The organism is Pseudomonas oryzihabitans (genome assembly GCF_006384975.1).
Lineage (GTDB): Bacteria > Pseudomonadota > Gammaproteobacteria > Pseudomonadales > Pseudomonadaceae > Chryseomonas > Chryseomonas psychrotolerans_B.
The window spans coordinates 2,296,782-2,319,407 of the sequence record NZ_CP021645.1 but is presented as its reverse complement, the minus strand read 5'-3'; the positions used below and the strand labels follow the sequence as shown (position 1 = coordinate 2,319,407).

Annotated in this window: 15 protein-coding genes and 1 pseudogene; 8 read left to right on the top strand and 8 right to left on the bottom strand. The window is 67.4% G+C overall.

Features of this window, described 5'->3' with window-relative positions:
- Window positions 1–26: 26 nt before the first annotated feature.
- From CCZ28_RS10285 to CCZ28_RS10270, 4 genes are all read left to right on the top strand, one after another.
- Entirely contained in the window at window positions 27–947 is a 921-nt protein-coding gene (locus CCZ28_RS10285; RefSeq protein ID WP_140217776.1) for a dihydrodipicolinate synthase family protein, read from the top strand.
- Window positions 948–1,132: 185 nt separating this feature from the next.
- A complete protein-coding gene (locus CCZ28_RS10280) occupies window positions 1,133–2,368 on the top strand; it encodes an OprD family porin (RefSeq protein ID WP_140217774.1) in 1,236 nt (411 codons plus the stop codon).
- 96 nt (window positions 2,369–2,464) lie between these two features.
- Window positions 2,465–6,460: a Pls/PosA family non-ribosomal peptide synthetase gene (locus tag CCZ28_RS10275; RefSeq protein WP_140217771.1), complete on the top strand. Its 3,996-nt coding sequence runs from the start codon at window positions 2,465–2,467 to the stop codon at window positions 6,458–6,460.
- Window positions 6,461–6,528: 68 nt separating this feature from the next.
- On the top strand, window positions 6,529–7,452 hold the full coding sequence (locus CCZ28_RS10270; RefSeq protein ID WP_140217769.1) for an SdiA-regulated domain-containing protein: 924 nt from the start codon (window positions 6,529–6,531) through the stop codon (window positions 7,450–7,452).
- Here CCZ28_RS10270 and CCZ28_RS10265 read toward each other — a convergent pair whose 3' ends face one another.
- On the bottom strand, window positions 7,453–7,977 hold the full coding sequence (locus tag CCZ28_RS10265; RefSeq protein ID WP_058766664.1) for an ankyrin repeat domain-containing protein: 525 nt from the start codon (window positions 7,975–7,977) through the stop codon (window positions 7,453–7,455).
- A 93-nt stretch (window positions 7,978–8,070) separates the two neighbouring features.
- Window positions 8,071–9,162 (bottom strand): hypothetical protein, encoded by a 1,092-nt coding sequence (locus CCZ28_RS10260; protein WP_140217767.1) that lies wholly within the window; start codon window positions 9,160–9,162, stop codon window positions 8,071–8,073.
- Between the two features lie 256 nt (window positions 9,163–9,418).
- Between CCZ28_RS10260 and selA the strand changes: the two genes are divergently transcribed.
- On the top strand, window positions 9,419–10,828 hold the full coding sequence (selA, locus tag CCZ28_RS10255; protein WP_140217765.1) for an L-seryl-tRNA(Sec) selenium transferase: 1,410 nt from the start codon (window positions 9,419–9,421) through the stop codon (window positions 10,826–10,828).
- A gap of 8 nt (window positions 10,829–10,836) precedes the next feature.
- Here selA and phnE read toward each other — a convergent pair whose 3' ends face one another.
- The 5 genes and pseudogenes from phnE to CCZ28_RS10235 all read right to left on the bottom strand — a co-directional run bounded on the left by phnE (window position 10,837) and on the right by CCZ28_RS10235 (window position 16,229).
- Entirely contained in the window at window positions 10,837–11,568 is a 732-nt protein-coding gene (phnE, locus tag CCZ28_RS24675) for a phosphonate ABC transporter, permease protein PhnE (protein WP_240795284.1), read from the bottom strand.
- A gap of 51 nt (window positions 11,569–11,619) precedes the next feature.
- Window positions 11,620–12,432: pseudogene (locus CCZ28_RS24670) on the bottom strand (PhnE/PtxC family ABC transporter permease); the annotation flags it as partial.
- Window positions 12,426–13,235: a phosphonate ABC transporter ATP-binding protein gene (locus CCZ28_RS10245; RefSeq protein WP_140217761.1), complete on the bottom strand. Its 810-nt coding sequence runs from the start codon at window positions 13,233–13,235 to the stop codon at window positions 12,426–12,428. The gene CCZ28_RS10245 and the pseudogene CCZ28_RS24670, both read right to left, overlap by 7 nt.
- Entirely contained in the window at window positions 13,232–14,080 is an 849-nt protein-coding gene (locus CCZ28_RS10240) for a putative selenate ABC transporter substrate-binding protein (RefSeq protein WP_140217759.1), read from the bottom strand. Before CCZ28_RS10240 ends, CCZ28_RS10245 begins: the two co-directional genes overlap by 4 nt.
- 220 nt (window positions 14,081–14,300) lie before the next feature.
- Entirely contained in the window at window positions 14,301–16,229 is a 1,929-nt protein-coding gene (locus tag CCZ28_RS10235) for a transglycosylase SLT domain-containing protein (RefSeq protein WP_140217757.1), read from the bottom strand.
- A gap of 218 nt (window positions 16,230–16,447) precedes the next feature.
- Here CCZ28_RS10235 and CCZ28_RS10230 point away from each other — a divergent pair, with 218 nt between their 5' ends.
- Entirely contained in the window at window positions 16,448–18,361 is a 1,914-nt protein-coding gene (locus CCZ28_RS10230) for an ATP-binding cassette domain-containing protein (protein ID WP_140217755.1), read from the top strand.
- A gap of 18 nt (window positions 18,362–18,379) precedes the next feature.
- Here the strand turns inward: CCZ28_RS10230 and CCZ28_RS10225 are convergent, their stop codons facing one another.
- On the bottom strand, window positions 18,380–18,820 hold the full coding sequence (locus tag CCZ28_RS10225) for a universal stress protein (RefSeq protein WP_058759953.1): 441 nt from the start codon (window positions 18,818–18,820) through the stop codon (window positions 18,380–18,382).
- 411 nt (window positions 18,821–19,231) lie between these two features.
- Here CCZ28_RS10225 and fadB point away from each other — a divergent pair, with 411 nt between their 5' ends.
- Both fadB and fadA read left to right on the top strand, forming a co-directional pair.
- Window positions 19,232–21,379 (top strand): fatty acid oxidation complex subunit alpha FadB, encoded by a 2,148-nt coding sequence (gene fadB, locus CCZ28_RS10220; RefSeq protein WP_140217753.1) that lies wholly within the window; start codon window positions 19,232–19,234, stop codon window positions 21,377–21,379.
- An 18-nt stretch (window positions 21,380–21,397) separates the two neighbouring features.
- Complete coding sequence (gene fadA, locus CCZ28_RS10215) at window positions 21,398–22,576, top strand: acetyl-CoA C-acyltransferase FadA (RefSeq protein ID WP_058766676.1); 1,179 nt, start codon at window positions 21,398–21,400, stop codon at window positions 22,574–22,576.
- Window positions 22,577–22,626: the final 50 nt, after the last annotated feature.

Below are 22,626 nucleotides of genomic sequence, written 5' to 3'. Positions count from 1 at the left end.
CCTGTGCAAGCAAAAGGAAGAACAAGATGAAAAACTTCGATCTGAAAGGCTTGGTTCCGGCCCCCGTCACTCCCTTCACCCGCGACGGCGAAGTGGATCATGCCGCCATCCAGAAACTCGGCTCCTGGCTGGCCGGCTTCGAGGGCGTCAAGGGGCTGGTGATCCTCGGGCATGCCGGGGAGGGCACCTTCCTCACCGCCGACGAACAGTGCGCGGTGATTCGCAGCTTCCGCGAGTCGGTCGGTGACCGCCTGCCGATCATCGCCGGCATCACCGGGGAAGGGACCCAGGTAGCGGCCCTGGAAGCCAAGCGGGCGGTGGCCGCCGGCGCCTCGGCCGGGCTGGTCTATCCGTCCCACGGCTGGCTGCGTTTCGGCTACCAGGACGGCGCCCCCCAGGATCGCTACAAGGCCATCCACGAAGAGAGCGGCCTGCCGCTGATCCTGTTCCAGTACCCCGATGTCACCAAGGCCACCTACAACCTGCAGACGCTGCTCGACATCGCCGCCCAGCCGGGCGTCATCGCCATGAAGAACGGGGTGCGCAACATGCGTCGCTGGGACACCGAGATCCCGGTGTTCCGCAAGGAGCGGCCGAATGTACCGGTGCTGACCTGCCACGACGAATACCTGCTGCACACCATGTTCGACGTGGATGGCGCCCTGGTCGGCTACGGCAACATCGCCCCGGAACTGCTCATCGAGCTGATCGCCGCCGGCAAGGCCAAGGACTATGCCCGGGCGCGCGAACTGCACGATCGCCTGCTGCCGCTGACCAAGAGCGTCTATCACCGCGGATCGCACATGGAAGGCACCGTGGCGCTCAAGCATGGCCTGGTCGCGCGCGGCATCCTCGAACACGCCACCGTGCGTTCGCCGCTGCTGCCGCTGCAGGAGGGGGCCGATCGCGAGATCGCCGAGGCGCTCAAATTCGCCGGCTTGATCTGACCGTTACCGCCCGCGCCGGGTCCTCGGCGCGGGTCGCCCGCCCGGACCGGGTTCTCCTGTCCGGACGCGGCGCCAAGTTGCACTCCTGGCACCCTCGCTCATTTCTGCAACTGCCGACTGCCCTGCGGACGGCAGCGCCGTACCCGTTCGCAACGACTCGACAATTATAATTAGGAGTACTTGCCATGGTCGTTCGTCTTGCCCAGCGCTTCCTGCTGTTGAGCCTCGCCGTCCTGACTGGTCAGGCCGAGGCAGCCGGTTTCCTCGAGGATTCCCGTGCGGTCCTGACCTTTCGCAACTTCTTTTTCCAGCGCGACTTCACCCAGCAGAGCTATCCACTCGACCAGGCGCGAGAGTGGACCCAGGGCTTCATCCTCGATGCCCGTTCGGGTTTCACGCCCGGCCCCGTGGGTTTTGGCGTCGATGTGCTGGGCAAGTACGCGGTCAAGCTCGATGGCGGAGCCGGACGTTATGGCGCCCTGTTGCTGCCGCGCCACAGCGACGGTGAGCCCGCCGCGGATTTCGGCAGACTTGGCCTGGCCGCCAAGGCCCGCTTTGCCAAGACCGAATTCAAGTACGGCGAGTGGATGCCCAATCTACCGCTGCTCAATGCCGACGACTTCCGTGCGCTGCCGCAGACCTTCGAGGGCATGCAACTGACCTCGACCGAGATCAAAGATCTAAAGCTCCAACTCGGCCGCTTTCGGCGCACCAGCCTGCGCAGCGACGACAGTCTGGAGAAGCTGGGATACGGCAAGATCGCCGCGGATAGCTTCGACTTCGTCGGCGCCGACTACGAGATCGCCGCGACCAGGACCACCCTGCGCCTTTGGAGCGGCGAACTGGAAGATGTCTATCGACAGCACTATCTGGGGGTGATCCAGAGCCTACCGCTGGGCGGCGACCGGCGGCTCGACGCCAACCTCGGCGTCTATCGCGGTCGGGAGACGGGGCGGGCGCTGGCGGGAGATCTGGACAACACCACCTATTCGTTGCTGGTGTCGCTGCGCAGCGGCGCGCAGGTCTTCAGCCTGGGGCGCCAGCTCAACCAGGGCGCGACTGGCTGGATGAGGGTGAACGGCACGGGCGGGATCTACCTGGCCAACAATACCTTCAACACAGCCTTCGACAACCCCCACGAAAGCTCCTGGCAACTCAGGTACGACTATGACTTCACCGGTCTGGGCCTGCCTGGGCTGTCGCTCATGACCCGTTACGTCAGGGGCGACGACGTGCGCCTGGCCAAAGTGCGGGATGGCCGCGAATGGGTGCGTGAGTCCGAGCTGGCCTATGTGTTCAAGAGCGGCGCCCTCAAGGATCTGTCGCTGCGCTGGCGCAACGCCAGCGTGAGGCGTGACTTCAGTAACCTCGATTACGACGAGAATCGGGTCATCGTCAGCTATCCCTTGAGCCTTCTATAAGCCACGCCACCTCGCCTTAAGCAAACCCTAAGCCCGCCTTAAGGAGCGCGTAACCGGAGAGATACACACTGCGCTAAACAACCAGAGGCTGTCCCCATGGAAGCGCTTGCCGAACTCTCCCTCAGTCTGGTCGAAGGCGCTGCCCGTCCCGACCTGTGCCGCGATGAAGTCCTCGCCGATCTGTTCGAGGCCACCGCGGCCCGTGCGCCGGAGCGGCCCGCCCTGCTCGAAGGCGAGCGCAGCCTGAGCTACGGCGAGCTGGACGCCTGGGCCGATCGCGCCGCCTCGCGGCTGCTGGCGGCCGGTGCCGGGCCCGGTCGGGTAGTGGGCCTTTGGTTACCGCGCGGCATCGAGCTGCTGGTGATGCAACTGGCCATCGCCAAGACCGGCGCCGCCTGGCTGCCCTGCGATGCCGAGACCCCGGTCGAGCGCGTGGCGCTGTGCCTGGAAGATGCCCAGGCGGTGGGCGTGATCACCGGGGCGCCCTTCGCCGACCTGCTGGCGCGCCCCGGCCTGCAGTGCTGGACCCCCGATCTGCTGAGCGCGCCCCTGGCGGCCGACGAGACCCTGCGCCGCCGCGGTCAGGTGTCGCCGGACAATCTGGCCTACCTCATCTACACCTCCGGCTCCACCGGCAAGCCCAAGGGCATCGGTATCCGCCAGGACAGCATCTGCCACTTCCTGCGCAGCGAGAATGCGCTGCTCGGCATCGAGGCCGGCGACCGGGTCTACCAAGGCTTCTCGGTGGCCTTCGACATGTCCTTCGAAGAGATCTGGATCAGCTACCTGGTAGGCGCCACCCTCTGGCTGGCCCCGCGGGAAATCACCGCCGATCCCGAGGCCCTGGCCCGGGCGCTGACCGCCAATCGCATCAGCGTCCTGCACGTGGTGCCGACCCTGCTGGCGCTGCTGCCGGAAGACGTGCCCAGCCTGCGCCTGATCAACCTCGGCGGCGAGATGTGCCCGGAGCCGCTGGTGGCGCGCTGGAGCCGACCCCAGCGACGGCTGTTCAACACCTATGGGCCGAGCGAGGCCACCGTTTCGGCGAGCCTGGCGCCATTGCAGCCGGGCGAGCCGGTGACCATCGGTCGTCCGCTGCCCAACTACAGCCTGCTGGTGGTGCCTGCCGATGCCAGCCAGCCGCTGGCGCTGCTGCCGCGCGAGCAGGTGGGCGAACTCTGCATCACCGGTCCGGGTGTTGCCGATGGCTACCTGGGCCGGCCGGATTTGACCGCCGAGAAATTCCTCGCCAATCCCTGGAGCAGCGGCAGCCACGACCTCAAGCTCTATCGCACCGGTGACCTGGCGCGGGTCGATGCCCAGGGTCAGGTGCATTGCCTGGGCCGGGTCGATGATCAGGTGAAGATCCGCGGCTATCGCGTCGAACTGGGCGAGATCGAAGCCACCCTGGCCCGCCAACCCGGCGTGGGCACCGTGGCCGTGGTGCTCCGCGAAGAGGGTGGCGTGGAGCAACTGGTGGCCTTCATGGTCGGCGATGGCGGCCCGGCGCCGCGTAGCGATCTCTTGCGGACCGAACTGGCCGGCTGCCTGCCGCTGTACATGGTGCCGAGTCGCTTCGAGTGGCTCAGCGAGATGCCGCGACTGAATTCCGGCAAGATCGACCGCAAGCAACTGCGCGCCCGCCCGCTGGCCATCGCCGCCGTGGCCCCGGTTGCCGCGGCCAGCGGCGCGCTGGGTGCGGTGCTGGCGGCCACCGCCGAGCTGTTCCCCGGCCAGCCCTTGCAGACCGAGCTGGATTTCTTCGATGACCTGGGTGGCCACTCGCTGTTCGCCGCCCGCCTGGTCTCGCGGCTGCGCCAGGACCCGCGCTATGCCAGCGCCACGGTCAAGGCGGTCTATGCCGGCCGGACCCTGGGCGCCATCGCCGAGGCCCTCGAAGCCGATGCTGAGCAAGCGGGCCAGGCCACGGCCACCGAGGCCTGGGCCCCGCCCAGTCGCTGGCGGCGTTGGCGTTGTGGGCTGGCCCAGGCGGTAGCCTTGCCGCCGCTGCTGACCCTGCGCCTGGGGCGCTGGCTGGCGCCCTTCCTGGCCTTCCCCCTGCTGATCCATTCCGGCACGGCGCTGCCGCTGGCCATGTTGACCGCCCTGGGGCTGTTCGTCCTAGCCATCGGCCTGGAATTCGCCGTGGCCCTGGTCGGTAAACGCCTGACCGGTCGCCTGGAAGCTGGACGTTATCCACTGTGGGGCCTGACCTACTACCGCTGGTGGCTCGGCGAGCGCTTCCTGGCTATGGCACCGGCCTATCTGCTCAGCGGCTCGCCGCTGGCGCGTGGCTGGTTGCGCTTGCTGGGGGCCAAGGTGGGTGACCAGGCGTTCATCGGCACCATCACCCTGCGCGTGCCCGAGTTGCTGACCCTGGGGCAGGGCGTCAGCCTGGGCAACGGCGTCAACTTCGAGAACGCCCGGGTGCTGCGTGGTGAGTTGCTGCTCGGCGCCGTGACCCTCGGCCAGGAAGCCCAGGTCGGCTCCTATGCCATCCTCGAAGGCGACACCGCCATCGGTGACAGGGGTCGGCTGCAGGCCCAATCCGCGCTGCGCGCCGGGCAGAGCGTCCCGGCGGGGCGTAACTGGGGCGGTGCCCCGGCCCATGACCAGGGCGCCGTGGGCGCTCGCATCGTCCCGCCGGCGGCCAGCTCCCGGGCCAGGCGCAGTCTGCTGAACGGACTCTATGCGGTGAGCGGCCTGGCGGTATCCGTACTGTTCTTCATGCCGCTGTTCCCCCTGGCGCTGCTGATCGACCAGCTGGAAAACCTCGGTGGCCTACCCTGGTGGCACACCTCTTCGCTGGTGCTCGACGCCGTGCAGTACGGCGTGCTGGCCCTGCCGCTGGGCGTGGTCAGTGTCGCCCTGACCCTGCTCGGCTGCGCCCTGGCGCGTCGGCTGATCCTGCCGCGCCTGGAAGAAGGCCAGTGGTCGATCGACAGTCTCTTCTACTGGCGCAAGTGGCTGGCCAACCTGATCCAGGAATCGGCGCTGCAAAGTCTGCAGGGGCTCTATGCCACGGTCTATTCGTCCCTTTGGTACCGTCTGCTGGGCGCCCGGGTCGGGCGTGACGCGGAGATCTCCACCGCCGCAGGGCCGGTGTCCTCGTTGCTGGAGCTGGGTGACGAGACCTTTATCGCCGATGCCGTGATGCTGGGGGACGAGCAGATCGCCCAGGGCTGGATCACTCTCAAAAGAACCTCCGTCTCCCGCCGCAGCTTCGTCGGCAATGGCGCCTACGTGGCCGATGGCTGCCATATCCCCGAGGATGCCCTGGTCGGTGTGCTGGGACGCCTCGACGAAGGCGTGCCCCTGCGCCAGGGCGAGACCTGGCTCGGCTCGCCGGCGGTGCGGCTGCCGGCGCGGGAAACCCTCACGGGCTACCCGGAAAGCCTGACCTTCCGCCCGGCGCCCTGGCGCCGCTTGGTCCGCGGCCTGATCGAAGCCCTGCGTATCGTGCTGCCCACCGGCTTCACCGTGGCCGCCGGCTGCGCCATCGCCGAAGCCCTGGTGCCGCTGTGGCAGCAGGGCGCCTGGCTGAGTCTGCTGGGCGAGACCCTGGCGGCCGGTAGTCTCTTCGCCCTGGCCAGCTTCGGGGTGGTGCTGGCGCTCAAATGGCTGGTGGTGGGGCGCTATCGTCCGCGTTCGGCGCCCATGTGGACCTTCTTCGTCTGGCGTAGCGAGGCCATCACCAGCCTCTACGAAACCCTGGCGGTGCCCAACCTGCTCGCTCCCCTGCGCGGTACGCCCTGGCTGCCGCTGGCCCTGCGCCTGCTCGGCGCGCGCCTGGGCCGCGGTACCTACCTGGATACCACCGACCTCACCGAATTCGACTGCGTGCGCCTCGGCGACCATGGCGAACTCAACGCCCTGGCCGGGCCCCAGACCCACCTGTTCGAAGACCGGGTGATGAAGGTCGGTGAAGTCGAGCTGGGCAAGGGCGTCAACCTGGGGCCGCGTAGCGTGGTGCTCTATGGCGCCCAGGTCGGCGACAACGTGGAGCTGGGCCCGCTGTCACTGGTGATGAAGGGCGAAACCCTGCCGGCACGGTCGCGCTGGGAAGGTAACCCGGTCCAGCCGCGCCGCTGAGACTGTCATACAACTATAAAGACAGCCCTAGATACTCCGCCCCGTACAACAATGACGGGGCGTAGGCGATGACGGCATGGGTAAGGCGGATCAGGATTGGCCGAACGGGCTGGCTACTGGGCCTGGCCCTGCTGCTGGCGCTGGGGCTCACCCAGGGGCTGCGCAGTAGCCACCTGGATAGCCAACTGCTGTTCTGGCTCGGCCAGCAATGGCAGAGCGAGCCTCGTACTTCATTGGAACTCGGCCGCTACCGGGTAGTGGTGGAAGCCAAGCCGGTGGTCGGCATCAGCGAGAACCTCTCCGATCTCAGCTACGACCCGGTGCGCGACCGGCTGTGGGCGGTGGTCAATAATCCACCGGAACTGCTGGCCCTGAGTCGTGACGGCGCTCTGCTGGAGCGGCACCGCCTGGAAGGCTTCGACGACGTCGAGGGCGTCACCTATCTGGGCAACGACCGCCTGCTGCTGGCGGAAGAGGGCGCCAATGCCCTGACCCTGGTGAATATTCCCGAAGGTGACGATGTCCTGCACCGTAGCGACTATCGCAGCCTGACCCTGGATCTCTTCCCCCGCGGCAACCAGGGTTTCGAAGGGCTGGACTATGACGCGGCCCGGGATCGCCTCTACGTGGTCAAGGAGCACTCACCGCGCAAGCTCTATGAAATCCGCGGCCTGCTCAAGAGCTTCGATGGCGACTTCGCCCTGCGCATCATCGATCGCCAGGCCTGGCTGGACCAGGCGCCGGCCACCGGCGATCTATCCGCCATCCATGTCGACCGCCGCACCGGCCACCTGCTGTTGCTCAGCGACGAATCGCGCATGCTGATCGAACTCGACGATGAGGGCCGCACCCTGGATACCCGCTCCCTGCTGGCCCCCTTCGGCGGCCTGTCGCGGCGTATCCGCCAGCCCGAAGGGGTCACCCTGGATACGGCGGGCAACCTCTATGTGGTCAGCGAACCCAACCTCTTTTATCGCTACCAGAAGCGCTGATCAGGCGCCGCCCAGCCGCTCCAATACCGCCGGCGTGTCCTGGGCGCCCATGGCCCGGGCCACGCTCAGCGCCGTGTTGCCAGCGGCGTCACGCGCCTGCGGATCGGCGCCGCGGGCGACCAGCAGCTCCACCATCTGCACATGATTGAACATGGCCGCCATCATCAGCGCGGTCTTGCCGTCGGGCATGGCGCCTTCCACCGCAGCGCCCTGGTCCAGCAACAATTCGGCCATGGCCAGGTTGTTCTTGAAGGCCGCCCCGGCCAACGGTGATTGCCCCATGTCGTTGGCCAGATTCGGATCGGCCTTATGTTCCAGCAGCACACGACTGGCCTCCAGATGGCCGTGGTAACTGGCCAGCATCAACAAGCTGTCGCCCTTGTGATTGCGCAGGTTGGGCGTCAGTCCCTTGTCCAGCACCAGGCCCAGCATCTCGGCATTGCCGGTACGGGCGAGGTTGAACACCTCTGTGGCGAATTCCTGGGCTTCTTCGTCGGTCATGCGCTGGGGGCCGTTGTCGGTCATGGCTCTCTCCTGGTCAATACGGGCAGCAGGACCCTGAGGGCCCTGGGCGATAGGGAGGCAGACCCAGACGGCAGGCTGTAAGTTTCCTGGCGGCTAGCCGAAGGTCGCGTGGGTCTCGGCAAAGGCCTGCAGTTCCGCCACGCTGTAGTTGCCGACCATCAGCACCGGCCCATGGGCCGTGCCGATATGGGCGGGCAGGGTGTCGAGGAAGCCGCCGGTGGGCGTCACCCCCAGGTTGGTGTATTCGGCGGCCGGCAGGTGGAATTCGGCGACCAGTCGCACCGCCTCGGCCAAGCCTGCCGCCACGCTGAGCGGATGCAGGGCGGCATCCACCGGCCTGACCTGGCCGCCGTTGTCGCCGTTGAACAGATGGCCCACCTTGGCCGCGGCCTGGGTCAGATCGTGCTGGTCGGACTGGGCACCGATCAAAAACAGCGAGCCATAGTGCGGCAGGCTGCCACCACCCTCGGCCTGGCTGACGAAGGTGGGGGCGAAAGGCTGCTCGCCACGGATGTCGGAGCTGTAGTTGGCTACCGGATCACCGAGGGTGACCACATTGACGAAGTTGCCGCCGTGGCCCGCGGCTTGGGCATCGCGGGGAATGCCCGAGGCCTCGAAGCTGATGCCGCCGAGGCCGGTCTGCTGGGCGACGTATTCCGCCGAGATGCCGCCCAAGGAATGGCCGGTGACGAAGATGTCCTGGGTGCCGTAGCCCTGCTTGGCCGCCGCCTCGATGACCTGATGGGCGAACCCCAGCGACTGCCGCTGCGCACTGGAGACCTGCTGGCTGAGGATTTGCAGGTCGCTGAGCAGGCCGCCCGCCGTGGCCAGGGGATCGATCAGCAGATTCTCGCCTCTAGTCGTGCCGGCGTAGGTGATGAGGATCTGGTTCTCGGCAGTGACCCAGGTGTGAGCCACCGCGCCGTTGAGCGAGTTGTGCAGCGTCATTTGATGGCCATCGACCAGGAACGGCCGCATGCCATCCGGGGTGCCACCCAGCACGTATTCGCTGATGGCGCCGTTGAGGAATTCGCTCACCGTTGGCGTGGCGGCCAGGGCGGTCTGCTGGGTCGGTTGCGCGGCGGTGGTCTGCAGGGTGTGCAGATAGGTGAAGTTGCCGAGGCTGACGATGTCGCTGTTATCGAACAGGGTATCGCTCGCCCAGGGGGACGCTTTCTTGGACATGACGGCACCTTTGTTGTTGTCGTGGACGGTGGGCATGGTCGTCGCCAAGCCTTCGACTGCCGGGGCGCAAAAGGCCTGAAAATCCATCCTAGGACGGGCTCTGGCGCGCGGCAAACCGGGAACCCGGAGGTCATTTCCAGACGCTGGAGGTCTGGCGCCGCGTCGCTCCGGCCAAGCTGGGCGGACGACGGGAGGCGGGGTCGACCCGCCGGGAGTTCGGGCTACACTGGGGATCGACGCGACCCAAGAGGCCTTCATGACCGCCATCCGCCTGCCCTCCATCGACCGCCTGCTGCGCCATCCCGCTTCGCGTCCGCTGGAGGAGCGCCATGGCCGCGAGCAGGTCCTCGGTGGCTACCGCTCGTTGCTGGACGATCTGCGCGAAGCCCTGAGAGCCGGCACCCTCACCGCCGTGGAAGTGGAAGAGGGCGTACTGGCCGGGCGGCTGGGCGAACGCCTGGCCCTGAGCAGCCGGCCGCGGGTGCGCCGGGTGTTCAATCTGACCGGGACGGTATTGCACACCAACCTGGGCCGGGCATTGCTGGCGGAGGAAGCCATCGCCGCGGTGATTGAGGCGGCGCGCCAGCCGATGAATCTGGAATTCGACCTGGCCACCGGCAAGCGCGGTGATCGCGACGACCTGGTGGCCGAGCTGGTGCGCGAACTCACCGGTGCCGAAGCGGTAACCGTGGTCAACAACAACGCCGCCGCCGTGCTGCTGGCCCTGCACGCCATCGGCGCGCGTAAGGAGGGAGTGCTGTCCCGCGGCGAGCTGATCGAGATCGGCGGCGCCTTCCGCATCCCCGACATCATGGCCCGCGCCGGGGTCAAGCTGGTGGAGGTGGGTACCACCAATCGCACCCATGCCCGCGACTACGAAGCCGCCATCGGCCCGCGCACCGCGCTGCTGATGCGGGTCCATACCAGCAACTACAGCGTGCAGGGTTTCACTGCCAGCGTCGCCACTCCCGAATTGGCCGCCATTGCCCGCGCCCACCAGGTGCCCCTGCTGGAAGATCTGGGCAGCGGCACCCTGGTGGACCTGACCCGTTGGGGCCTGCCGGCCGAACCCACGGTGCAGCAGGCCCTGCGCGACGGTGCGGACCTGGTCACCTTCAGTGGCGACAAACTGCTCGGTGGGCCCCAGTGCGGCCTCATCGTCGGCCGCCGCGACCTCATCGAGCGCATCAAGAAGAATCCGCTCAAGCGCGCCCTGCGGGTGGACAAGCTGACCCTGGCCGCCCTGGAGGCGACCCTGGCGCTCTATCGCGATCCGGATCGGCTGGCCGAGCGGCTGCCCAGCCTGCGTCTGCTGTCGCGCCCGGCTGCGGACATCACCACCCAGGCCCAGCGGCTGTTGCCGACCTTCGCCGCCGTCCTGGGCGATACCTACGCGGTCAGTGTGGAGCCGGCCCTGGGCATGATCGGCAGCGGCGCCCAGCCGGTGGCGCGACTGCCCGGCGCGGCGCTGCGCTGTCGCCCCCAGGTCAGCAAGCGGCTGCGTGGGCGTGCCCTGCGACAGTTGGAAGAGGGCCTGCGTCAGCTACCCATCCCGGTGGTGGGCCGGATCGACGCCGACGCCCTCTGGCTGGACCTGCGCCAGCTCGACGACGAAGCGAATTTCCTCGCCCAGTTGCCGGAGTTGCTGCTGCCGGAGATCCGCTAGCCGAACGCCTAACGGACCACCCAACGCTGCCGGGCCCAATTGCTCAACCCATCCACGCCCAACACCAGCACCAGCATGCCGAGGATCACGGTGGCGGCCTGAGCCTGCTGGAACAGGCTGAGGCTGAAATACAGCTGCTGTCCCAGGCCGCCCGCGCCGACGAAGCCGAGGATGCTGGCCATGCGGATGTTGTTTTCCCAGCGATAGAGCAGATAGGCCAGCAACTGCGGCCAGACCGCCGGCAGGGTGCCGTAGAGAAAGGCCGTCAGCGGGCCGCCCCCGGCCAGGCGGATCGCCACGGCCGGTGCCTTGGGCGTGTTTTCCAGGGCCTCGGCAAACAGCCGACCCAGTACCCCGGCAGTGTGCAACGCCAGGGCCAGGGTCCCGGCATTGGGCCCCAGTCCCGCCGCCAAGACCATCAGCGCCGCCCAGACCAGCTCGGGCACGGCGCGCAGGGCATTGAGCAGCAGTCGGGCCAGCGCCAGGGCAGCCAGGCCAAGGCGACCGGCTGCCGGCAGGGCCAGCGACAGTCCGAGCAGCCCGGCGAGTAGGGTACCCAGGGCCGACATCGCCAGGGTTTCCACGGCGCCGCGGGCCACGGCGGTCAGTTGGCCGAGGGAGAAGTCGGGCCTGAGGAAGTCGGCGAGAAAACGACCCATCTGGCCCAGGGCGCGGGCACTGAGCAATTCGCCGAAGGCAGTGCCCAGATAGCCGACGGAGGCCACCAGGGCGACGCCCATCGCGGCAACCGTTAGCAATCCGCGACCACGGCCCTGGCCGCGCTCCGCCAGGCGCAGCAGGCGGCTCAGCACATCGGCCAGCAGCACCAACAGCAGGAAGGTCAGCAACAGGCTGGCCACCTCGCCGCCGGCGAACATGCGCAACGACAGGTCGACCTGCTGGCCGAGGCCGCCGGCGCCGACGAAGCCCATCACCACCGAGGCGCGGATGGCGCATTCCCAGCGATAGACGCTGTAGGAAATCATCTCGCTGGCGGCATTGGGCAGCACGCCGTAGACGAACGCCTGCAAGCGCCCCGCGCCTTGCAGCAGCAGGGCGCGCGCCGGGCGCGGATCGACCGATTCGAAGATCTCCGCGTAGACCTTGCCGAGCATGCCGCCATAGGTGATGGCGATGGCCAGCACCCCGGCGGTGGGGCCCAGGCCCACGGCGCGGACGAACAGCAGCGCCCAGACGATCTCCGGCACGCTGCGCAAGACGATCAGCACACCGCGGATCAGACCGCGCAGTAGCCGCGGTAGCCGTCCCGGCCGACCGGCGCGGGGCAGGGCGGAGATCGACAGGGCGCGGGTGGCGAGCAGGGCGGCGGGCAGGGCGATGAGTGCGGCCAGAGCCATGCCCAGGGTGGCGATGGCCAGAGTCTCCAGGGTGGCGCGCCCCAGCACGGCGAGAAAGTCGGCGTCGTGGGCGGGTGGCCAGAAGCCGGCGAGGAAGAGACCCATGGTGCGGGCGTTGTCGCCGCTGAAGAGACCAAGGAGATCGAATTCTGCCAGGTGCAGCGTCGGCCAGGCCAACAGCAGTGCCAGCAGGGTCAGCAGCAGGCGGGGCCGGGCGGCGGGGTCCCGATAGGGCGGATTCAGCATCGCGGCAGGTCGAGGGGTGTCTCGGCCGCAGCGGCTGTCGCCTGCGGCAGGGCGGTGCTCAGCCCCTCGTTGGCATAGAGCTCGGCGAGATCGGCGGCGCTCACCGCACTGGCGGGCTTGTCCCACAGCAGCCGGCCGGCGCGCAGGCCGAGGATGCGCGGAAAGCGCTGCAGCGCCAGCTCGACATTGTGCAGGCTGGTGACCAGGGTGGTGCCCTGGCGCGTCGCGGCGTCGCTCAGCACGTCCAGGGTATGGCCGGCCAGCACCGGGTCCATCGCCGAGACGGGTTCGTCGGCGAGCAGCAATTGCGGTTGCTGATAGAGCGCCCGGGCGATGCCGATGCGCTGCAATTGGCCACCGGAAAGCTGGTCGCAAGAGGCGTATAGCCGGTCGGCTAGATCCAGCGGTGCCAGGACCGCGGCGGCACCGGCCGTGTCCAGCGGATGCACCAGGCTGACCAGGCTGCGCGCCAGCGACCACTGGCCGAGGCGCCCGGCGAGCACGGCGGTGATGACTCTCTGGCGCGCCGGCAGGGGCGGAGCCTGATGGATCAGGCCGATGCGCGCGCGCAACTGGCGCCGCGCCCGGTTGCCCAGGCTCCAGGGCTCCTGGCCGAGCACCTCCAACTGCCCGGCAGCCGGACGCAGCCCGGTGGCCAGCAGCCGCAGCAGGCTGGTCTTGCCCGCGCCGGAGGGGCCGATCAGGGCGACCTGCTCACCCTGTTCCAGGTGCAGATCGACGTCGGCCAGGGCGGGCGAGCCGTCGGCGTGGACCAGCGTCACGCCCCTGAGGGCGAGACTCACTTGAGCAGGCCGGCCGCCAGGGCGGAAGCCTCGATGCCCTTGTAGTTGTCCGGCGAGGTCGGCACGAAGCGAGTGGCCGCCTGCAGATCGAGAATGGCCTTGTCCGCCGGCTTGGCCGGGTCCAGGTCGAGGAAGGCCTGCTTGATCTTGGCAGCCAGCTGCGGGTCCAGGTTGCCGCGCACCGTCCAGTTGTAGTCGTAGTAGGTCGGGGTGGTGGCGATCACCCGTACCTTGCTGGTGTCGACCTTGCCGGCATCGACCAGCTTCTTCCACACCGATGCATTGAGCACCCCGGCGTCGGCCTTGCCGGCGGCGACCCAGGCGACGGTGGCGTCATGGGCGCCGGAATAGGCCACCCGCGAGAAGAATTGCTCGGGGACGATACCGTCCTGCTGCAGGAAGTAGCGCGGCATCAGGCTGCCCGAGGTGGACGATACCGAGCCGAAGGCGAAGGTCTTGCCCTTGAGATCCTGCAGGGTCTTCACGGCCGGGTCGGCGGTGATGAATTTGCTGGTGAACTTCTGATCTTCCTCGCGCTGCACCAGGGGGATCATCGGTGCCTTGCGCTGCGCCTGGACGAAGGTGAAACCGCCGAACCAGGCCAGGTCCAGGCGATCCGCGGCCATGGCTTCCACCACGCCGGCATAGTCGGACACCGGAATGAATTTCACCGGCATGCCCAGGCGCTGTTCCAGGTATTCACCCAGCGGCTTGAACTTGCGGATCAGCTCGGTGGGCGCCTCGTCGGGAATGGCCGAGACGCGCAGCTCGTCGGTGGCATGGGAGAGCAGGGAGGTGAGGGACAGGGCCAGGCCTGCTGCCAGGGCCAGCGAGCGCTTGAGCATGGGTTTCTCCGGTTCAATAGCGGAAAAAAAAGGGGCTGCAGTATAGGGGGTGACGGGGCTTTGCGCAGCCCGTCATGAGCGCTGCTTAGCGGCGGGAAGCCGGGCGCCGAGGTCGAGGCGCTCTGGGGCGCGGCTCCGCAGGGAATCGCCGGCTCTGGCGCAGCGGACTCGACCCGGCGTTCGAATCCGCTGCGGCGCGCCGGCATCGGCCGGCAGGCGCTCAGGTCTCGTCGAAGAAACGCTCGTTCCACTCCACCAGCGGCTGCGGCGCATTGAGCTTCTGGCCGTAGATCACCGCATAGGCCAGCACGTTCTGCACGTATTGCCGCGTTTCGTCGAAGGGAATGGTCTCCACCCAGACATCGAAGGCCAGGTGGCGCGCACCGGTCAGCCAGCGCTTCACCCGCGCGGGCCCGGCGTTGTAGGCCGCCGAGGCCAGCACCCGATTGCCGTTGAACTGGGCGTTGACCATGGACAGGTAGGCGGTACCCAGCTCGATGTTCTTCTCCGGGGCCAGCGCCTGTTGCGGCGAAGCCAGGGGGATGGCGAACTTGCTGGCGGTATGGCTGGCGGTGGCCGGCATCAGCTGCATCAAACCCATGGCCCCCACCCCGGAACGCGCATCGGCCATGAAGCCGCTTTCCTGGCGGGTGATGGCGAACACCCAGCTGCTGTGCAGGCCGCGGGTCTGGGCCTCGCGCAGGAAGCTTTCGCGGTAGGCGATGGGGAAGCGCACGTCCAGGTCATCCCAGTACTTGGCCAGGCTGATGGTGCGGATCGCCGGGAAGTACCACTGCATGTCATAGGCCAGGCGCGCCTGGGCGACCAACTCGTCGCGGTTGAAATGCCGGCTGACGTAGAACCACTCGCGGCGGGCATTGATCGGCTCGCCGCGGGCGATGAATTCCAGGGCGCGCTGTACGCCGGGGGTGTTGCGTACCTTGCGCTTGAGTGCCTCGCTCAGCACCAGCGGCCGGTTGTTGAGCTGGTAGGGCGCCTTGCTGCGGTCGGCGGCGAGGAAGCCGTAGTAGTCACGCTCGCGACTGACCTCGGCGTATTCGTGCAACGCCGTGGGGCTCTGCGGCTGCATCAGTTCCAGGGTGCGGGCGCGCCAGTATTCCCAGCGGTTGGCCTTGGCCAGACTCGGCGGAAAGCGCTCGATCAGCGCATGGGCATCGCTCCAGCGACCCAGGCGCAGCAGCAGCCGGGCGCGCCATTCGCTGACATCGTCGTCGCGCAGTTCGGGATCGTAGCGCTCCATCAGCGGCAGGGCACGCGGATCGAAATTCTTCGCCAGGGTCAGGCCGATCTGCCGGGCGATGGCGACCTTCTCGTCGCGGGTGAAGGGCATGCGCTGGCTGTAGATCTCGAGCAAGGGCATGGCCTGCTCCGGGTCCTGGCGCGCCAGCTTGCGCAGGCCCAGGCCGACCACGTCGGCGAGGCTTTCGCTGGCCGGGGCGAAGGCCTGGACATTGGTGATCAGCTGCGGCTTCTGCGCCACCTCGATCAGGCGCTGGGCCTGGCTGGCGAGGGTGGGCAACTGCGGCATCAGGGCGCGCACCAGGCCGTACTCGCCCTTGTCGGCGGCGCGCTTGGCGCGTTCCCACACCCGCTCCTCGGTGAGCTGCCCACGGGCCGCCCAGGCCTGGAACAGGCCGTCGCAGGTGGTCGGTTGGGGCTTGCCCGCCAACCAGAGCTTTTCCGCCAGCTTGAAGCCCTCGCTGGCATTGCCCTGGGCGATCAGGTACTGGCCGTGCAGGCAATCCAGCTCGGTGAAGTTGTAGTCGGGCGAATAGTATTTTTCGAAGCGCGTCCAGTCGCCGCGGTCGGCCAGGCTGCGCAGCCAGCGCAGGCGCAGCCAGTTGGACTGCGGCAGGTCACCGTGCTCGGCGAGAAAGGTCTCGATCTCGGCGTCGCTGGCGCCGGGGACGCGCTTGATCAGCTCGTCATAGGCCAGATAGGGCTCCAGCGGATAGGTGCGCAATTCGCCGCGATGGGCCAGGTAGAAACTGGCGTCACCCTTGTCCAGCGCCGCCTTGGCCTGGTCGTAGAGTTGCCGCTGCTGCTCCAGGGGAGCGGCCTGCGAGGTGGTGGAGGCGATCAGGGGAGCGAGCAGCAGGGGCAGGAGACAGAGCAGGCGACCGCGCATGAGGATTCCGTAAAAGCTGGATGCGGAGGGACCGGGGCACGCTGGGAAGCGAGGCGTCGGCCGTCACGGGGCAGTCTAGCTTACGTGTCGGCGGCAGCCGGCGAAAGCGGCGGACATGGCCTGCCGTCGGGCGGCGTGGATGTTTCGCCGGCCGGCGGCGAACGCCGGGTGGGTGGTCGTCTCTGCTAGACTGGTCGCCATTTTTCGCGGAGAAACCCATGGCGCTGCTCAAGTTCACCAACGTATCCCTGGCCTTTGGCGTCACCCCCTTGCTGGACGGGGTGTCCTGGCAGATCGAACGGGGCGAGCGGGTATGCATCATCGGCCGCAACGGCACCGGCAAATCCAGCCTGCTGCGCATCGTCAAGGGCGAGCAGCAGGCCGACGACGGCGAAGTCTGGCGCGCCCCGGCGCTGAAGATCGGCGAACTGCCGCAGGAATTGCCGCGCGCCGACGACCGCTCGGTGTTCGACGTGGTGGCCGCGGGCCTGGCCGGCGTCGGCGAGTTGCTCGCCGAGTACCATCACCTGACCCAGGCCACCAGCGGCGAACTGGACATGGAGCGGCTAATGCACGTCCAGCAGGAGCTGGAAGCCCGCGATGGCTGGCGCCTGCAGCAACTGGTGGAAAGCACCCTGAGCCGGCTCCAACTGCCAGCCGAGAAGACCCTGGCCGAACTCTCCGGCGGCTGGCGCCGCCGCGTGCTGCTGGCCCAGGCGCTGGTGGCCGAGCCCGATCTGCTGTTGCTCGACGAACCCACCAACCACCTGGACATCGGCGCCATCGCCTGGCTGGAAGACGCCCTGCGCGGTTATCCCGGTGCCGTGCTGTTCATCACCCACGACCGCGCCTTCCTGCAGGCCCTTGCCACCCGCATCCTCGAACTGGATCGCGGCAACCTGATCGACTGGCAGGGCGACTACGCCAGCTTCCTGGTGCACAAGGAGCAGCAGCTGGCGGCGGAAGAGACCGCCAACGCCCTGTTCGACAAGCGCCTGGCCCAGGAAGAGGTGTGGATCCGCCAGGGCATCAAGGCCCGGCGGACCCGTAACGAAGGCCGCGTCCGTGCCCTCAAGGCCATGCGCAACGAGCGCAGCGATCGGCGTGAACGCCAGGGCAAGGCCAACCTCACGTTGGAAACCGCGGACAAATCCGGCAAGCAGGTGATCCTCGCCGAGCACATGAGCTATGCCCATCCCGGTGGTGAGCCGCTGATCCGCGACCTGACCCTGCTGATCCAGCGCGGTGACCGCATCGGCCTGCTCGGCCCCAACGGCTCCGGCAAGACCACCCTGCTCAAGCTGCTGCTGGGCGATCTGCAACCCACCACCGGCACCATCCAGTACGGCACCAAGCTGGAGATCGCCTATTTCGACCAATTGCGCCTGCAACTGGAGCCGGAGAAGACGGTGATCGACAACCTCGCCGAAGGCCGGGAATTCATCACCATCAATGGCCAGGATCGCCATGTGCTGAGCTACCTCGGCGACTTCCTGTTCAGCCCCCAGCGTGCCCGTACCCCGGTCAAGGCGCTGTCCGGCGGCGAGCGCGCCCGGTTGCTGCTGGCCAAGCTGTTCAGCAAGCCGGCCAACCTGCTGGTGCTGGACGAACCCACTAACGACCTCGACGTCGAGACCCTGGAGCTGCTCGAAGAGGTGCTGCTGAGTTTCGAGGGCACGGTGCTGATGGTCAGCCACGACCGGGCTTTCCTCGACAACGTGGTGACCAGCACCCTGGTGTTCGAAGGGGAAGGGCAGGTGCGTGAATACGTCGGTGGCTACCAGGACTGGCTGCGCCAGGGCGGCTCGCCGCGCCTGCTCGGTGTGCAGACCCGTGAAGACAAGCCGACAGCGCCGGCCGCCAAGGTCGAACCCGCCCCGGTCGCGGCGCCCGTGGCTGCGGCGGCGGCACCGGCCAAGCGCAAGCTCAGCTACAAGGAGCAGCGCGAACTCGACGCCATGCCGGCCGCCATCGAAACCGCGGAAATCGAGCTGGAAGCCCTGCAGACCGCCATCGCCGCGCCGGATTTCTATCAGCTGCCGGCCGAGGTCACCCGCGCCAAGCTGGCCCGCATGGATGAGCTGCAGGCCGAGCTGGATCGCCTCATCGAGCGCTGGGCCGAGCTGGAGTAAGCCAGCCCGGCTGCGAGGTCAGGCTTTGTCTTTCTTCAGGGCCACCGCCAGGGTGTCGCAGGGCGCGCCGTGCAGCAGGTCGTTGGACGTCGAGCCCAGCAGCAGCGCCAGGCCGTGACGACCATGGCTGCCGACCACGATGAGGTCGCAGCCCTGTTCCTTGGCCATACGGTGGATTTCCTGTCGCGGTTGGCCGTAGGCCAGCACGCAGTTGCCGGCCAGCTCCGCATACTGGGTGGTGAAACCGTCCAGCCGCTCGCGGGCCTGTTCGATCTGCTGCTGCTGCAGCGACGACAGGTCCATGGGCACGTCACCGCCAAAGGCCATGGCCATGGGCTCGACCACGTGCACCAGCGACACCTTGCTCCCGCAGCACTGACCCAGGGCAACCGCACGGCGGATCACCGGCTGGCAATCGTCGGTCAGGTCGACTGCGACCAATATGTGTTGGTAGGCCATACACATCTCTCCTTCATGATGGGGCGCCAGGCCGTACCGTGGCTGACGCTCGATTCGCAGGCTTCAGGCGCTGACTGAATAGCACCGGCTTGCGCTCAACTGTTCAGGCAGACGCTCGCCCACTTGTAGTTTCGACTCCAGGAGTCGGGGATAGCTCCACGGCTATCTTGCACAGAAGCGCGACAAGCTCAAGCGCTGGCCGTTGGAACCCCCGGTCGCGCTTTCCCCCTGCGTCCCAATTGACAAGCGCCCGCTTTTGCCAGAAGGTTGTGCGAGCCGTTCAAACGGTTGTATGAATTTTCGCCCCGGCCCGGCCGGTGCCCTCCACAGAACAATATCGGGGCTGGCGATCCTCGGCTTCCACTCAAGCCGCCGCCCGCCTCGCGACCAGGACTCAAGGGAGACCCGCTGATGATTTTCGAAGGCAAAGCCCTTTCGGTGCGCGACGTGGAGGACGGCATCGCCGAACTTCGCTTCGACCTCCAAGGCGAATCGGTCAACAAGTTCAGCGCCATCACCCTGCGCGAATTCCGCCAGGCCGTGGATGCCCTGAAAGCCCACGCCGGCCTGCGCGGCGTCATCGTCACCAGCGGCAAGGACGTCTTCATCGTCGGCGCCGACATCACCGAATTCGTCGAGATGTTCAGCCGGCCGACCGAAGAGCTGCAGGCTGGCATCGCCGAGATCAACCGCATCTTCAACGACTTCGAAGACCTGCCGGTACCCACCGTGGCCGCCGTGGGTGGCATCGCCCTGGGCGGCGGCTGCGAGATGAGCCTGGCCGCCGACTACCGGGTGCTGAGCACCGCCGCGCGCATCGGCCTGCCGGAAGTCAAGCTGGGCATCTATCCGGGCTGGGGGGGCACCGTGCGCCTGCCGCGCCTGATCGGCAGCGACAACGCCATCGAGTGGATCGCCTCCGGCAAGGAAAACGACGCCGCCACCGCCCTCAGGGTCGGGGTGGCTGATGCCGTGGTGGCTCCCGAGCACCTGTTCGACGCCGCGCTGGACCTGGTCCGCCGCGCCGCCGCCGGCGAACTGGATTACCGCGCCAAGCGCAAGCCCAAGCTGGAGAAACTGCAGCTCAACGCCATCGAAGCCATGATGGCCTTCGAATCGGCCAAGGGTTTCGTCGCCAGCCAAGCCGGTCCGCACTACCCGGCGCCGCTGGAAGCCATCAAGGCCATCCAGAAGTCCGCCAACTACGGCCGCGACAAGGCTCTGGAAGTGGAAGGCGCCGGCTTCGCCAAGATGGCCCAGACCTCGGTCTCCGCTAGCTTGGTCGGCCTGTTCCTCAACGACCAGGCGCTCAAGCGCAAGGCCAAGGCGCTGGAGAAGCAGGCCGCGCCGGTCAAGCTGGCCAGCGTCCTGGGTGCCGGCATCATGGGCGGCGGCATCGCCTACCAGTCCGCGCTCAAGGGTACCCCGATCCTGATGAAGGACATTCGCGACGAAGCCCTGGAACTGGGCCTGAGCGAAGCCAGCAAGCTGCTCAACAAGCGTGTCGAGAAAGGCCGTCTGGAGCCGGTGAAGATGGCCGAGGCGCTCAACCGCATTCGCCCGACCCTGTCCTATGGCGACTTCAAGAGCGTCGACCTGGTGGTCGAGGCCGTGGTGGAGAATCCCAAGGTCAAGCAGGCCGTGCTGGCCGAAGTCGAAGGCCAGGTGCGCGAAGACGCCATCCTCACCTCCAATACCTCGACCATCTCCATCAGCCTGCTGGCCCAGGCGCTCAAGCGCCCGGAAAACTTCTGCGGCATGCACTTCTTCAACCCGGTGCACATGATGCCCCTGGTCGAGGTGATCCGCGGCGAAAAGACCAGCGAGAAGGCCATCGCCACCACCGTGGCCTATGCCCGGCAGATGGGCAAGAACCCCATCGTGGTCAACGACTGCCCCGGCTTCCTGGTCAACCGCATCCTCTTCCCCTACTTCGGCGGCTTCGCCGCGCTGCTGGCCCAGGGCGCCGATTTCCAGCGCGTCGACCGGCTGATGGAGAAGTTCGGCTGGCCCATGGGCCCGGCCTACCTGATGGATGTGGTCGGCATGGACACCGCCCACCATGCCCGCGACGTCATGGCCGAGGGTTTCCCCGAGCGCATGAAGGAAAGCCGCAAGACCGCGGTGGACGCTCTCTACGAAGCCCAGCGCTTCGGCCAGAAGAACGGCAAGGGCTTCTATGTCTACGAGACCGACAAGAAGGGCAAGCCGAAGAAGGTCGCCGATCCGGCCGTGGCCGAGGTGCTGGCACCGGTCACCTACGAACAGCGTGAATTCACCGATGAAGAGATCGTCGAGCGGATGATGGTGCCGCTGTGCCTGGAGGCCGTGCGCTGCCTGGAAGACGGCATCGTCGAAAGCGCCGCCGAGGCCGACATGGGACTGATCTATGGCATCGGCTTCCCACCCTTCCGCGGTGGTGCGCTGCGCTACATCGACAGCCTCGGCGTGGCCGAATTCGTCGCCATGGCCGACAAGTACGCCGATCTCGGGCCGCTGTACCACCCGACCCCCAAACTCCGCGAAATGGCCGCCGCCGGCCAACGCTTCTTCGGTTGAGCCAGGAGCCAGAACAAGATGAGCCTTAATCCGAGAGACGTCGTCATCGTCGACTTCGCCCGCACGCCCATGGGCCGTTCCAAGGGCGGCATGCACCGCAACACCCGCGCCGAGACCCTCTCCGCGCGGCTGATCGACGCGGTCCTCGACCGCAATCCCCAGGTCAATCCGGCCGAGGTGGAAGACGTGATCTGGGGCTGCGTCAACCAGACCCTGGAGCAGGGCTGGAACATCGCCCGCATGGCGTCGCTGCTGACCCGTATCCCCCATACCAGCGGTGCCCAGACGGTGAGCCGCCTGTGCGGTTCCTCCATGAGCGCCCTGCATACCGCCGCCCAGGCGATCCAGACCGGCAACGGTGACGTCTTCGTCGTCGGCGGGGTGGAGCACATGGGTCACGTCGGCATGATGCACGGTGTCGATCCCAATCCCCAGCTGTCGCTGCACGCCGCCAAGGCCTCCGGCATGATGGGCCTGACCGCCGAGATGCTGGGCAAGATGCACGGCATCACCCGCGAGGCCCAGGACCAGTTCGGCTATCGCTCGCACCAGCTGGCCTGGAAGGCCACCCAGGAAGGCAAGTTCAAGGACGAGATCATCCCCCTGGAAGGTCATGACGAGAACGGCTTCCTCAAGGTCTTCGATTTCGACGAGACCATTCGCCCGGAAACCACCGTCGAGGGCCTGGCCGCGCTGAAGCCGGCCTTCAATCCCAAGGGCGGCACCGTGACCGCTGGTACCTCCTCGCAGATCACCGACGGCGCCTCCTGCATGCTGGTCATGTCCGCTCAGCGCGCCCAGGACCTGGGCTTGCAGCCGCTGGCCAAGATCCGCTCCATGGCCGTGGCCGGCGTCGACCCGGCGATCATGGGCTACGGTCCGGTACCGGCATCGCAGAAGGCCCTCAAGCGCGCCGGCCTGACCATCGCCGACATCGACTTCATCGAGCTCAACGAAGCCTTCGCCGCCCAGGCCCTGCCGGTGCTCAAGGACCTCAAGGTGCTCGACAAGATGGACGAGAAGGTCAATCTGCACGGCGGTGCCATCGCCCTGGGTCACCCCTTCGGTTGCTCTGGCGCCCGGATTTCAGGCACGCTGTTAAATGTCATGAAACAGAATGACGGCACCTTCGGCTTGGCCACCATGTGCGTGGGTCTCGGCCAGGGCATCACCACGGTGTTCGAACGCCTGCGCTGATCCGCGGCGTGCGTCATCCGACCGGGGCGCCCCCAGGGCTGCCCCGGTTT